General features: G+C 66.4%; 12 protein-coding genes. 6 read left to right on the top strand and 6 right to left on the bottom strand.

Annotated elements, in window-relative coordinates:
- Nucleotides 1–9: 9 nt before the first annotated feature.
- The 5 genes from NG701_RS08070 to NG701_RS08090 all read right to left on the bottom strand — a co-directional run bounded on the left by NG701_RS08070 (nucleotide 10) and on the right by NG701_RS08090 (nucleotide 3,905).
- Nucleotides 10–315 (bottom strand): hypothetical protein, encoded by a 306-nt coding sequence (locus NG701_RS08070; protein WP_252566202.1) that lies wholly within the window; start codon nucleotides 313–315, stop codon nucleotides 10–12.
- Between the two features lie 19 nt (nucleotides 316–334).
- Nucleotides 335–1,459: an adenylate/guanylate cyclase domain-containing protein gene (locus NG701_RS08075; RefSeq protein WP_141139924.1), complete on the bottom strand. Its 1,125-nt coding sequence runs from the start codon at nucleotides 1,457–1,459 to the stop codon at nucleotides 335–337.
- Nucleotides 1,449–2,048, bottom strand: a complete 600-nt coding sequence (locus tag NG701_RS08080) for a PH domain-containing protein (protein WP_252566205.1) — start codon at nucleotides 2,046–2,048, stop codon at nucleotides 1,449–1,451. Before NG701_RS08080 ends, NG701_RS08075 begins: the two co-directional genes overlap by 11 nt.
- The gene (locus tag NG701_RS08085; RefSeq protein WP_252566208.1) at nucleotides 2,041–2,949 is read right to left on the bottom strand and encodes a biotin--[acetyl-CoA-carboxylase] ligase; all 909 of its coding nucleotides are present in this window, start codon (nucleotides 2,947–2,949) and stop codon (nucleotides 2,041–2,043) included. The genes NG701_RS08080 and NG701_RS08085 overlap by 8 nt, the downstream gene beginning before the upstream one ends.
- A gap of 68 nt (nucleotides 2,950–3,017) precedes the next feature.
- Nucleotides 3,018–3,905 carry an SDR family oxidoreductase gene (locus NG701_RS08090; RefSeq protein WP_252566210.1) on the bottom strand — a complete coding sequence of 296 codons (888 nt, stop codon included), beginning with the start codon at nucleotides 3,903–3,905 and terminating at the stop codon, nucleotides 3,018–3,020.
- Nucleotides 3,906–4,140: 235 nt separating this feature from the next.
- Between NG701_RS08090 and NG701_RS08095 the strand changes: the two genes are divergently transcribed.
- The 4 genes from NG701_RS08095 (at nucleotide 4,141) to NG701_RS08110 (ending at nucleotide 9,399) form a co-directional block, all read left to right on the top strand.
- Nucleotides 4,141–5,724, top strand: coding sequence for an acyl-CoA carboxylase subunit beta (locus NG701_RS08095; RefSeq protein WP_252566213.1), 1,584 nt, complete (start codon nucleotides 4,141–4,143; stop codon nucleotides 5,722–5,724).
- A complete protein-coding gene (locus NG701_RS08100; RefSeq protein ID WP_252566216.1) occupies nucleotides 5,721–5,984 on the top strand; it encodes an acyl-CoA carboxylase subunit epsilon in 264 nt (87 codons plus the stop codon). Before NG701_RS08095 ends, NG701_RS08100 begins: the two co-directional genes overlap by 4 nt.
- A 9-nt stretch (nucleotides 5,985–5,993) precedes the next feature.
- Nucleotides 5,994–7,679 (top strand): DUF885 domain-containing protein, encoded by a 1,686-nt coding sequence (locus NG701_RS08105; protein WP_252566219.1) that lies wholly within the window; start codon nucleotides 5,994–5,996, stop codon nucleotides 7,677–7,679.
- Between the two features lie 256 nt (nucleotides 7,680–7,935).
- Nucleotides 7,936–9,399, top strand: a complete 1,464-nt coding sequence (locus NG701_RS08110; protein WP_252566221.1) for a dicarboxylate/amino acid:cation symporter — start codon at nucleotides 7,936–7,938, stop codon at nucleotides 9,397–9,399.
- Nucleotides 9,400–9,494: 95 nt separating this feature from the next.
- Here NG701_RS08110 and NG701_RS08115 read toward each other — a convergent pair whose 3' ends face one another.
- A complete protein-coding gene (locus tag NG701_RS08115) occupies nucleotides 9,495–10,073 on the bottom strand; it encodes a hypothetical protein (RefSeq protein WP_252566224.1) in 579 nt (192 codons plus the stop codon).
- A gap of 160 nt (nucleotides 10,074–10,233) precedes the next feature.
- Between NG701_RS08115 and NG701_RS08120 the strand changes: the two genes are divergently transcribed.
- Both NG701_RS08120 and NG701_RS08125 read left to right on the top strand, forming a co-directional pair.
- The gene (locus tag NG701_RS08120) at nucleotides 10,234–10,923 is read left to right on the top strand and encodes a TetR/AcrR family transcriptional regulator (protein WP_252566226.1); all 690 of its coding nucleotides are present in this window, start codon (nucleotides 10,234–10,236) and stop codon (nucleotides 10,921–10,923) included.
- 1 nt (nucleotide 10,924) lies between these two features.
- Nucleotides 10,925–13,450 carry an MMPL family transporter gene (locus tag NG701_RS08125; protein WP_252566229.1) on the top strand — a complete coding sequence of 842 codons (2,526 nt, stop codon included), beginning with the start codon at nucleotides 10,925–10,927 and terminating at the stop codon, nucleotides 13,448–13,450.
- Nucleotides 13,451–13,457: the final 7 nt, after the last annotated feature.

Genomic DNA, 13,457 nt, shown 5'->3' on the forward strand with positions numbered 1-13,457 from the left:
CGCGTCAGCCTACCGAAGCATGGCTGCTGCCGCGATGGGGAGCGCTCCCCTGGTGCTGCGCGACAGGCCGCCGCCAGGGTCGACTATAGCGCGATACGCCAACAACTGGATAAACCAGCAGGTCAGGACAAACACGTCCCTGACGCTCAGCAATGGGGTATTCCATGGCTCCCGGACCGTCCCGGTTTCGTGGGCGACGCCACGATGTAACGTCCGAACCGGCGCCTCTTCCTGCGCGCGGATTTTGTGGCACGTTCCTGCGCGCGGATTTTGTGGCACGCGGATTTGTTGCGCAAGCCATTCGGCGAAGTTCATGGCCGGGGACGGTAAACGGCTAGTCGAGGACCAGGCCTTTTCCTTGACCGCGTGCCAAGAGCACGGGATGGATTTCGCCGAACCCACGGACATTTTCAGCAGGCTGCGGAACGAGAATGAAGCGCTTGTCCTGATCCAGCGCGGATGCAGTCATGGAGTCGATCAGGACCGTTCCCGGATCCGCCAACGTGGTGAGACGGGCGGCGAGGTTGACCGTGGGGCCGTAGATGTCCCCCAGCCGGGACAGGATCCTGCCCCAGACCATCGCCACCCGCGCTTCCGGCAGGATCTCGTCTTCGGTGAACGCCTGTGCCAGGGCCAGCGAGATCTCGGCTCCGGCAGCCGGAGTTTCCGCGATATACAGGACTTCGTCGCCTACCGTCTTGACCAGCCGCCCGCCGCCAACGGAAATGATCTCGGCGCATTTGTTCTCAAAGCGCTGGACCAGCCGGGCGAGGGTCTTTTCATTCATCCGGCGGGAGAGACTCGTATACGAAACGAGGTCAGCAAAGCCGACGGCGCGGGCCAGCGGCAGCGGGGCGTCGTCTTCGTCGCCGTCGCGGCCTTCTTCGCTGGCCTGCAGGCCGGCTTCGGCGCGCACGGCCAGGCGTTGCACGCCGGCATTGAGTTGCCGCCGCCACGAATAGACCAGCATCTCCTCTAGTGCATCCAGTAGTGAGGGAAGTTCCTTCACCAGGCGCTTGCGGGCCACAGCGTCCGTCACGCCCTGCTCGTGGACCATGTCCTCCACCAGGGCCTCGATCTGCCAAACCACCATGCGGTCCGTCATCTGTCCGATGGACCGGGTCACGGAGATGGCGGCTTCCTCGGTCAGCACTCCGGTGCGGACCAGGTCAACCACGGTAGACAGCGCAGCCTGATCCCGTTCGGTGAAGGCGACGTCTTCGTCGCCGAAGTTCGGGAAACCGAGGGCACGCCACAGCTTCCGGGCCGAAAGGAGGGACAGCCCTGCCCCGGCGGCCACCTCACGGCGCCGCAGCTTCCGTTCGCCGCCCAACAGCCGGGCCTCGAGAGCCTTGGCAGCCACTCGTTCCGGAGAGAGTGTGCCTGTTGCCGGGTGGGCGGTTTCGGGCACGGCGGGAGCCGGCAGGTCCGCTTCGTCCCGCTGGTCCTCATCGTTCATCGTCTCCACCTTCTCTCAACTCCCACGGCAACGCTTCGTCTGTGTAATCCGATATCTCATCAGTCCCCGGGTCCCCGCCCACGGGCAGTTCGTCAATCGCATCCAGCACGAAGTCCCGGAACCGCACTGCTTCCGGGACGTCCTGGATGTTCACCACACCTTGGTACCCGGTTTCCAAGGATATATTCCCGGAGCGCAATATGCGCTGCAGCACCGACTGGTGGACCGACACGTTGCGGATCGACGCGAGGTTGACCTGCTCGTCCCGGCGCCGCACCATGCCGTAGCGGGCAACAATCCGCCGGCTCGTGAGGATGTACCGGGTTGCCTGCCACCGCAGCAGCCGAGGCAGGCAATATGCCAACCATATCCACGCAGCGGCCAAGACGCATGCAAGGACGATCCACGGTGTCCAGTCAGCGGAAGCCAAAGGCACCAACCGGGTAGCCTCGCCCCGCACGGTCCAGGCACTGGCAAAAGCTGCAGCCGCCGGTGCCGCAATGAAGGCTGCGGCCGGGCCGGCCAGTTTCCTCGGCTGCGGGCGGGTAACCGTAATGACCTGCTCGCCCGGCACGAGGCCTTTACGCATAGCCGCTTTCAGCGCCCTGGCCCGGCGGGGTCCATGGGCGCAGGTGGACAACATCGCCGGCGGTGACCACATGCTCGCGGCGGTCCTTGTCCACCACCAGCAGTGAGCCGTACTCGTCCAGCCTCGAAGCGTGCCCGATGATCTCGTGGTCACCGGGCAACTGCGCGCGCACCTGCTTGCCCAGCGTCACCATCACGGACTCCACCCGTTTGTGGAGCGAAGGGCCGCCGGCAATCCCGGCGGTGGGGTCGCCGTCGGCATTGCAGAAGCTGCGGTAGAGCACGGCGAAATGGGCGAGGTAGCTCTTGAGCAGCACGGTCCGATCAACAGTCAGCGGTTCTTCCAGGGCAACCGACGTCGCTGTGGGCACCGGGAGTTCCGACGCGGTCAAAGTCACGTTCAGGCCGGTCCCCAAAATGACCGGAGGAACAGAGCCGTCCCCCATGGGCCCCAGCTGGGCAAGGATCCCGGCGATCTTGCGGCCACGGACCAGGACGTCATTGGGCCACTTGAGCTCGGCCGGAATGCCCGCGGTCTCAAGAAGCGTCTCCCGCAGCGCCAGCGCGCCCAGCAGTGACAGCCACGAATACGTGTGCGTGGGCAGGGGCCTGCCCTCGGCATTGGCGGGCCGCAGGACCAGGGACACCGACACCGAGCTCAGCGGCGGCGCTTCCCACCGCCGGTCCAGGCGTCCGCGGGCAGCGGTCTGGTACTCGGCCGTCAGCACCGACAGGTCCGGCCACTCCTTTGGCTCAACTGTCACCGAGCGCAGGAGGTCCGCGTTGGTGGAACCGGTGGAGTCCACCACCACCACCTTGGCGACGCCTGTGGCCGCCAGGAAATCCTGGTCCGCCAAGGCTCCACGATCCAACGGATTTCCTGGGGTGTGTGAGTCATCCATGGTTGAATCCTATCGACTCAGGCGCCGCCGCTGGCTGTTCCCGCAGCCACGTGAGTGGAACCCGCGGCTCAGAGGAATATGTCCGGAACCAGGCGATCCTCCGCGGCCCCGAGGCTGTACGGACGGAAGTCGGTGACACCCGCCGCGCGGAGCACCTGTTCGTCCGTATAGAAGTTGCCGCTTGGTGCACCGGCGCCGGCCAGGTTGCTGCCGGTCAGGACGGCGTGGGCTGCGTCGGCCATGATCTGTGGTCCGCGCGCGGCCTGGACGATCTCCTGGCCGCCGGGCATGTTCCGGATGGCCGCGGTATCGATGAGCGTGCACGGCCAGAGCGAGTTGACGTTGATTCCGTCGGCCTTGAGTTCTTCGGCAAGGCCCAGCGTGGTGAGGCTCATCCCGTATTTGGCCATGGTGTAGGCCAGGTGCCTGCCTGCCCAGTGGGGGTCAAGGTTCAGGGGCGGCGACAGCGTCAGGATGTGTGCGTGGGCCGATTTGCGGAGGGCGGGCAGTGACAGCTTGGACAGCAGGAACGTGCCGCGGACATTGATGTCCTGCATCAGGTCGTAGCGTTTCATGTCCACGTCGTCGGTGGTGGAGAGATCGATCGCGGATGCATTGTTGAGCACGATGTCGATCCCGCCGAAGCGTTCGACGGCGGCCGCCACGGCTCCTGCGACGTCTTCGTCGCTGCGCACATCACCGACGATTGCCAGGGCGTGGCCCCCGGCGGCCTCCACCTGCTCGGCGGCGCTGAAGACTGTGCCTGCCAGCTTGGCGTGGGGCTGGCCGGTCTTGGCCATCAGGACAATATTGGCACCGTCCTGTGCCGCCCGGGTGGCAATGGCCAGCCCGATGCCGCGGCTGCCGCCGGACATCAGAATGGTGCGGCCCCGAAGGGACCCGGTGGCCTGGTAGGGCCCTGCGGCAATGGACCTTGCGTCGTTGCTGGAAGTCATGGCTCCACTGTAGCCGAGGTATGTTACTGGCGAGTAACATAGTGCTGGCCGCTGGAAAGTGCGGAAAATTGTAGGTTTTCTACAGTCGTCCCACGCAGATGCGTCATTAGACTAGCCAGCAGGGTTCGTCTCTTGTGTGGAATCTACTTAAATCCCGCGTCTGACCTGCCAGTTACCACCGCACGCAGCACCACATTGTTACAGCACCAATCTGCTACAGAGCCGGAGACACTTGATGAGCCACGATCTGACAACGACAGCGGGAAAGATCGCCGATTTCCGCGACCGCCAGGCCGGTGCAGAACAACCCTCCGGCCCCGAAGCCATCGAAAAGCAGCACGCCCGCGGCAAGAACACCGCCCGCGAGCGCGTGGAACTCCTGCTGGACGAAGGCTCGTTTGTGGAGCTTGACGCACTGGCCGTGCACCGCTCCACCGCCTTCGGCATGGAAAAGAAGAAGCCGCTCGGCGACGGGCTGGTCTCCGGCTACGGCACAGTGGACGGGCGTCCCGTTGCCGTCTACAGCCAGGACTTCTCGGTCTACGGCGGATCGTTGAGCCAGGTCAACGGCGAGAAGATCGTCAAGGTCCAGGAATTCGCCCTGCGCAACGGCTGCCCTGTAGTGGGCATCCTCGACGGCGGCGGTGCCCGCATCCAGGAAGGTGTGGCCTCCCTGGCCATGTTTGCCGACATCTTCCGCAATAACGTCCACGCTTCCGGCGTCGTCCCGCAGATCTCGCTCATCATGGGACCGTCCGCCGGCGGCGCGGCCTACTCCCCCGCCCTCACGGACTACGTGGTGATGGTGGACAAGACCTCGCACATGTTCATCACGGGACCGGACGTCATCAAGACCGTCACGGGCGAAGACGTGGACATGGAAACCCTCGGCGGCGCCCGCCAGCACAATGCCAACACGGGCACCTCAACGTACCTGGCCTCCGACGAAGCCGACGCCATCGAGTTCGTCCGCGAACTGCTGGACTTCCTGCCGTCCAACAACCTCTCCGAGGCCCCGGTGCTGGAGCACCAGCAGGAGCTGGAGATCAACGACAACGACCTCGCCCTGGACACGCTCGTCCCGGACTCTGCCAACCAGCCGTACGACATGCGTACCGTCATCGAGCAGATCGTTGACGACGCACACTTCCTGGAGATGCAGTCCCTGTATGCCCCCAACGTCATCATCGGCTACGGCCGGGTGGAGGGACACACCGTGGGCATCGTGGCCAACCAGCCGCTGCAGTTCGCCGGCACGCTGGACATTGCAGCCTCTGAGAAGGCTGCGCGCTTCGTCCGGAACTGCGATGCCTTCAACGTCCCCATCATCACCCTGGTGGATGTGCCCGGCTTCCTGCCCGGCAAGGACCAGGAGTTCCAGGGCATCATCCGCCGCGGCGCCAAGCTGCTGTACGCCTACGCCGAAGCCACCGTCCCCAAGCTGACGGTCATCACCCGCAAAGCTTACGGCGGCGCGTACATCGTGATGGGCTCCAAGAAACTCGGCGCGGACCTGAACCTGGCCTGGCCCACGGCGCAGATCGGCGTGATGGGTGCCCAGGGCGCCGTCAACATCCTGTACCGCCGCGACCTGGCCGCCGTTGCCGAGGCCGGCGGGGACGTTGAGGCCCGGCGCGCCGAGGTCATCCGCCAGTACGAAGAAGAGTTGCTGAACCCCTACCAGGCCGCCCAGCTGGGCTACGTGGACGCGGTCATCGCACCGTCCGATACCCGGGGCCACATCATCAAGGGCCTTCGCGCCCTCCGCGACAAGCGGGCGAGCCTGCCCACCAAGAAGCACGGGAACATCCCGCTGTGATCGCGAAAGATCCGCTGGTCGGAGCCCCGTTGGTTGAGCCTGTCGAAACCAATGCGCCCGCCGATGCCCCCGTGCTTTCTGTAGTCAAAGGGCAACCGTCGGCCGAGGAGCTCGCGGCGCTGACCGCCGTCGTGCTTTCCCTGGGCAGCGCGGACGCCGTGGCCGACGGGAAGCCCACCGCCCGCGACTGGGTGCGCCGCCAGCAGCTGCGGCTCGCCCCGACGCCGGGTCCCGGCGCCTGGAGGCGGAGCCGGGGTTAGGCTCGTGGGGTGACTACCGAAGCCGCCCCCGCCGCCCGTCCGCACTCCGCCATCGATGCCGTGGCGGATGACTATACCGACACACTTATCCGCCTGAACCCGTCGCTTGCCACCGAGTTGGGGCTGCCGGGGCATGAGACCGAGTACCCGGATTACTCCCCCGCCGGCATCGCCGGTTTCGCAGCGGAAGCCCGCAAGGCCCTTGCTGCCCTGGAGGGCCTCGCGCCCCAGGACGACGTCGATACTGTCACCCTGGACGCCATGCGGGAACGGCTGGGCCTCCAGCTGGAAATCCACGAGTCCGGCTGGGACGTGGCGGAGCTGAACAACATCGCCTCCCCCGCACAGGACATCCGGGCCATTTTCGACCTCATGCCCACAGACACGGCTGAGCACTGGGAACGCATCGCCGGCCGCGCGCTGAACGTCCCGGGCGCCCTCCGCGGCTACACCGAATCACTGCGCCAGGCCCGGGACGCGGGCAAGGTCGCAGCCGAACGCCAGGTCTCCATCGTCATCGAGCAGACCGCCAAATACGCCGCCGAAGACGGCTTCTTCGCCAAGCTCGCCGCCGAGGCCCGGACTGCGGACGGTCCCCTGCCGGGCGAAACGCAGGAAACGCTCGACGCCGGCGCTGCCGCTGCCCGGGGTGCCTACCGGGAGCTCGCGGAGTTCCTCCGCACAGAACTGCTCCCTGCCGCGCCGCAGCAGGACGCCGTCGGCCGGGAACGCTACGCCCTGGCCTCGCGCTCCTTCCTGGGCGCCGCCGTCGACCTCGAAGAGACCTACGCGTGGGGAGTCCAGGAACTCGACCGGCTCATCGCCGAGCAGGAAAATGTTGCGTCCATCATCAAGCCAGGGGCCAGCATCGAGGAGGCCAAGGATGTCCTCAACAACGACCCGGCCCGCCAACTCAAGGGCACGGAGGCCCTCAAGGCGTGGATGCAGGAACTCTCGGACAAGGCAGTCGCCGAGCTTGCCGGCGTGCACTTCGAGATCCCGGACGTGATGAAGAAGCTCGAATGCCTCATCGCCCCGACCGACGAGGGCGGCATCTATTACACAGGCCCCTCCGATGACTTCAGCCGACCCGGCCGGATGTGGTGGTCAGTTCCCGCCGGCGAAGACACCTTCACCACTTGGGCCGAAACCACCACGGTCTTCCATGAAGGCGTCCCCGGCCACCACCTGCAGGTGGCCACCGCCACCTACCGGCGGGAACTGCTGAACAAGTGGCGGCGGAACATCTGCTGGACTTCCGGCCACGGCGAGGGCTGGGCCCTGTACGCCGAAAAGCTTATGCAGGAACTCGGCTACCTGGCCGATCCCGGCGACCACATGGGCATGCTGGACATGCAGCGGATGCGGGCGGCCCGCGTGGTGTTCGACATCGGCGTCCACCTGGAACTCGAGATCCCCGAACGCTGGGGCAGCGGAACATGGACCCCGGAGGCGGGCTACGTCTTCCTCAAGGAAAACCTGCCCATCAGCGAAGGCCAGCTCAAATTCGAATTCACCCGCTACCTCGGCTGGCCCGGCCAGGCCCCGTCCTACAAAGTGGGACAGCGCCTCTGGGAACAGATCCGGGCCGACCTCGAAACCCGGCCCGGCTTCGACCTCAAGGCCTTCCACACCAAGGCATTGAACATCGGCTCCGTAGGCCTCGATACCCTCCGCCGGGCGCTGCTCTCGTAGGTCCACCCGGGATGGGCCCGGAGGGGCCACATCCTCGGCGTGCTGCTCCTTCGTCGCTCTGACGCACGCTGCCGGATGCGCCCCCTCCGGCCCCCTGAGTGCGAGACGTTTGCCACATCCGGCGCGGGAATAACTTCACAATTGCCTTGTGGGACGCCGGATTTGCGGGATTCTTGGCTTATTGTGGCGAGGCTGCGGCGTAACATTTCTCAACATCTGTTCGCCGTGATAAGAAACCCGGGCCTAGCGTGTTCTGGTGAGCACTCAAACCCGCACCCCCGAATCCGCAGGAAAGACCGGCTTCCAGCTGCCCAAGTGGGCTGGCTCGTTCGGTTTCCAGATCATCGCCGCCCTCATTGTGGGCCTGGGCCTCGGCCTGCTGGCCAAGTACACAGGCAGCACCAAGGAGGCCCCCAACGGCCTCGGCGCCACGCTGCAGACCATTGGCTCCAGCTACGTTTCGCTGCTGCAGACCGCGGTAGTTCCGCTGATCTTCACGGCCGTGGTGAGCTCGATCTCGAACCTGCGCCAGGTCTCCAACGCCGCGAAGCTGGCCTGGAACACCCTGCTGTGGTTCGCCATCACCTCCCTGATCGCCGTCGTGATCGGCATCGGCCTCGGCGTGCTCCTGCAGCCCGGCGCCAACACCGGCATCACCCAGGAGGCCAAGTACGCCGGCAAGTCCGGTGACTGGTGGTCCTTCCTGATCGGGCTGTTCCCCAAGAACTTCCTCGGACTGGGTGCCACCTCCACCGTGACTGAAAGCGCCACCGCGGCCACCACAGTCAGCACCTCCATCAGCTTCAACGTGCTCCAGATCCTGGTGATTGCCATCGCCGTCGGCGTTGCCGCCCTCAAGGTCGGCAAGGCTGCCGAGCCGTTCCTGAACCTCAACGCGTCGGCGCTGGCCGTTATCCAGAAGGTCCTCTGGTGGATCATCCGCATCGCCCCGCTCGGCACGGTGGGCCTGATCGGCAACGCCGCGGCCGTGTACGGCTGGGACACCATCGGCGCGCTCGGCAAGTTCACGTTCGCCATCTATGTGGGCCTGGCCCTGGTGCTGTTTGTGGTTTACCCGACGCTGATCCGCTCGCACGGCCTGTCCGTGAAGCGGTACTTCTCCGGGGTCTGGCCCGCCGTGCAGCTCGCGTTTGTGTCCCGCTCCTCGATCGGAACCCTGCCGCTGACCCAGCGCGTCACGGAACGCAGCCTCGGCGTTCCCCGCGCCTACGCTTCCTTCGCCGTGCCCCTGGGCGCCACCACCAAGATGGACGGCTGCGCCGCGATCTACCCCGCGATCTCGGCCATCTTCGTGGCCCAGTTCTTCGGCGTCCAGCTGGACGTCAGCCACTACCTCCTCATCGCCCTCGTCTCGGTCCTCGGTTCCGCCGCAACGGCCGGCACCACCGGCGCCGTGGTGATGCTCACCCTGACGCTCTCCACGCTGGGACTGCCCCTGGCCGGCGTCGGACTCCTGCTCGCGGTGGACCCCATCCTGGACATGGGGCGCACCGCGGTCAACGTCGCGGGTCAGGCCCTCGTGCCCACCATCGTGGCCAAGCGGCAGGGCATGCTCGACGAGGCGCTCTACAACGCACCCCGCAACGGCACTCCGTTTGTGGACGACGACGCCGACTCCTCCGCTGCGGATCCTTCCGCCATCGCCGGAGGTACTGACTCTCCGGAAGCCGGACGCGAACTGGCCGACGCGAAGGCCTGACGCACGGCTCGAACAGCAAAGAGGAGAAGTCCCCGGGAAGTGCTCCCGGGGACTTCTCCTGTTCGGTGCCGGGTTTCGCTCAGCCCGGCCTCTTGTTAGCGGCCGCCACCTCCGATGACTCCGTTCTGGACCGCCTTGGTCACGGCGTCGGCCTCGGCCTGGGTCAGCTTGCCGTCGGTGACGGCCTGGTCCAGGCGGGTCTTCAGAGCCGCGGCGCGATCTGCCTGTTCGGCGGTGCGCAGCTCTTCAAGCGCCGCCGTGACCTTGGCCTCGTCGATGCCGAGCGTCGCCGCGAGGGACTTAGCGAGTTCAGCCTGCTTCGCGGCCGGGTCCGGCCGGGTTCCTTCAGTTCCGTCGGCCGGCGGGGTGGTGGACTTGTTGGCCTCGCGGTAGGCCTTCAGGGCCTCCGTCACCTTGGCCTCGTCCACCCCGAGCTTGGTAGCCAGTGCCGCGGCGTCCACGCCGCGGAAGCCGCCGTGGCAATGGCCACCCCGCATGCCCTTCCCTTCAGCTGGGGCAGTTCCGGTGCTCCCGTCGGCTGAGGCGCTTGAGCTGGCGCTGGGGGTGGGCGTCGGCGTCGTGGTTGCGGACGCCATGCCTGCGACGCCGATCCCGGCGCCAAGGGCCAGCGCGGTGGCCGTGAGGCCAAGGGCAATTCTCTTTGTGCGTACCATTCTTGTCTCCTGGATCTGCCGTCCGGTGACGGCTGGTGAAGGTGTCCCAGACGGGACTCTTCCAGTCTTCGGCGGCAGGTTCAGGCTCAGCTGTCGGGAACCTTTCATCTTCCTGTGAATCAACTTGCGCGGCGTGCAAACTTGCACGTAGTGTAATTTCATGCCCGAACTTCTCTCGCGCCGTGAGCTGAACAAAGCCGCCACCCGCCAGGCCATCACCGATGCCGCCCTGACCCTGCTGCGCGCCCAGGGACCCGGGAATTTCACGGTGGAAGACATTGCCGAATCAGCCGGGATCTCGCGCCGCACCTTCTTCAACTACTTCAGCAGCACCGAGGCCGCACTTGCCTCCATGACGCACGGGTTCCTGGACAACGCCCTTCAGCAGTTCCGGCAGCGGCCCGCCGACGAGCCCATCCTCGAATCGGCGCGCGCGGCCCTGATGCAGCTGGCCGACCCCATGACGGTGGCGCCGCTGGCTGAACTCTTCACCCTCACCCAGGACAACGCGGTCCTGTCCCGGTCCGAACTTGAGGCGTGGGACCACTGCACCGAAGAGATCATCAGCGCGGCCCGGGAGCGCTTCGCAGGAACCCCGGGCGCCGTCGTCGACGAACTGTACCTGCGCTCCCTCGCAGGCTCCGTCATCTCCTGCGGGAAGGCGGCCATGGACGTGTGGTTCGCCCGATGCGGCGCCGATCTCTCCCCCGCATCACTCGCTGTCCTCCGGCAACTGCTCATTGACGCCATGGGCCACCTCGGCTCCGGCTTCGGCAGCCCCGTTCCGGCAGCCAGCCCCTCCGCGACGTCCACAACCGGCACTACCCACCTCACCAAAGAACGGCTCTGACATGGCCCTGCTGCTCTACCGCCTCGGCAAGTTCTCCTACCGCCACCGCTGGCTGGTCATTTCGCTCTGGCTCGCGGCGCTGGTGGCCGTCGGCGGCTCAGCAGCCGCCTTCCACGGCACGCTGTCCAATAACTTCCAGATTCCGGGCACTGAGACACAGCGGATCGCGGACAAGCTGAAGCAGGAACTGCCGGCAGCGTCGGGCGGCTCTGCCACGATCGTCTTTGAAGCCCCGGAAGGCGGTTTTACTGACGGTAGCCGCGCCGCCGTCACGGCTGCCCTCACCAAGCTTGGTGACCTGCCTGACGTCAAGGCCACGGTGGATCCCTTCGCCACGCAGGCCCAGCTGGACCAGGCCGGGCATGCCATCGCCGACGGCGAGCAGCAGCTCGCCGCGGGCAAGGCCCGCCTGGATGCCTCACGTGCCGAGCTCGCCGCCGGCACCGCGCAGCTGAACGCCGCGGAGAAGCAGCTCGCTGCCGGCGGCGCAACTGCAGCCATGATCGAGGCCCGGCTCGAAGCACAGAAGGCCGCCCTGGCACAGGGCCAGGCGCAGCTCGACGCCGGCACACAGGAATGGGAGGCCGCCAAGGCCAAGCTCGATCTGGGCAAGCGGCAGGCGGAGGCATCCGGCGGGATCCGGTTTGTCTCGGCGGACGGCCAGGCTGCCGTGGCACAGGTGCAGTTCAACACCTCCATCAACGCCCTCACCCCGGCGGTGCGCCAGCAAGTGCAGGACATCGCGCATGAGACTTCGTCCGCGGGCGTGACGGCACTGGCCAGCAAGGAAATCACCGAAGACATTTCAGAACTCTTCGGCACGGCCGAAATCATCGGCATCGGCGTGGCGGCCCTGGTCCTGATCCTGATGCTCGGCACGCTCATCGCCGCGGGTCTGCCGCTGCTGATGGCCGTCATCGGCGTCGGTGTCGGGGTGGGCATCACGTTCGCACTGTCCGGCGCCTTCGAGATGAGCTCCATCTCCCCCATGCTTGCCCTGATGCTGGGCCTCGCGGTTGGCATCGACTACTCCCTGTTCATCGTCAACCGGCACCGGACCCAGCTGCTTGCAGGCATGGATCCTGAGGAATCCGTGGCACGCGCCACCGGAACCTCGGGCAACGCCGTGCTTTTTGCCGGCCTGACGGTCATCATTGCCCTGGCCGCCCTGGTGGTGCCCGGGCTGCCGTTCCTGAGCGTGATGGGCCTGGCAGCAGCCGGCACCGTCGCGGTGGCCGTCCTGGTGGCGCTCACCCTGACCCCGGCCCTGCTGTCCCTGATCGGCCGGCGCATCATTTCCCGGCGGGCCTGGGCCAAGGCCGATGCCCACAACGCCGAGGCCGGCCACGAGGTTGCCGACCAGGCCAAGGATGAGGAAAAGAGCACCCAGGGCTGGGGCGGCCTGGTCACCCGGCACCCGGTTGTGGCGCTCGTCGCCGGCGTACTCCTGCTGGGAACGCTGGCCCTGCCCGCCGCACAGCTCCAGCTGGCACTGCCCGACGGCGGCTCCGAACCGGTGGACTCCGAGGCCTACCAGGCCTATGACGTCACCGCCCGCAGCTTCGGCGAGGGCGTCACCGGACCCATTGTGGTAGTGGGTGAATTCCCGGCCGGACTGGACGAAACCCGGGCCCAGGAACTGCAGTATGACGTCGCGGACCTGATCCGTGGCGTGGACAACGTGGTGGCAACAGTGCCCGTGGCACTGAGTGAAGACCGCCGCACCGCCGTATTCCAGGTCATCCCGGAAGAGGGGCCCGCCAAGGCCGGCACGGTGCAGGTGGTGAGCGAACTCCGCGAACGCGGCACCCAGATCCAGGCCGAAACGGGGGTCACCATCGGCCTGACCGGGCAGACCGCCGGCAACATCGACGTCTCCACAAAACTCGGTGACGCCCTGCCGCCGTACCTGGCGATCGTCGTCGGGCTTTCCCTCATCCTGCTGCTGCTGGTATTCCGCTCCATTGTGGTTCCCCTCCTGGCAACCGGCGGTTTCCTGCTGTCCCTGGCCGCCGCTTTCGGCCTGGTGGTGGCCGTATACCAGTGGGGCTGGCTGGGTGGAGTGTTCGACGTCGCCAATCCCGGCGCGGTCCTGAGCTTCCTGCCGATCATCCTGATCGGTGTGCTGTTCGGCCTGGCGATGGACTACCAGGTGTTCATCGCCTCCGGCATGCGTGAGTCCTACATGCACGGCGCCCCGGCCAAAAAGGCCGTACGCATCGGCTTCACCCACGCCGGCGCCGTGGTGACCGCCGCCGCGATCATCATGGTCAGCGTGTTCGCCGGCTTCATCTTCAGCCACCTGACCATGGTCCGGCCGCTGGGCTTCGCCATGGCGTTCGGTGTGCTGCTGGACGCGTTTGTGGTCCGCATGACCATCGTGCCGGCTGTGATGTACCTGCTGGGCGAAAAGACCTGGTGGCTGCCCAAGTGGCTGGACCGGATCCTGCCCGACGTGGACGTGGAGGGCGCCCGGCTGGAACGCCGCGAAAACGAGCCGCAGAAGCTGACCGAGCCCGTCCACTAGGCTAAAA

It is taken from the genome of Pseudarthrobacter cellobiosi, from assembly GCF_023913815.1.
Taxonomy (GTDB): Bacteria; Actinomycetota; Actinomycetes; order Actinomycetales; family Micrococcaceae; genus Arthrobacter; species Arthrobacter cellobiosi.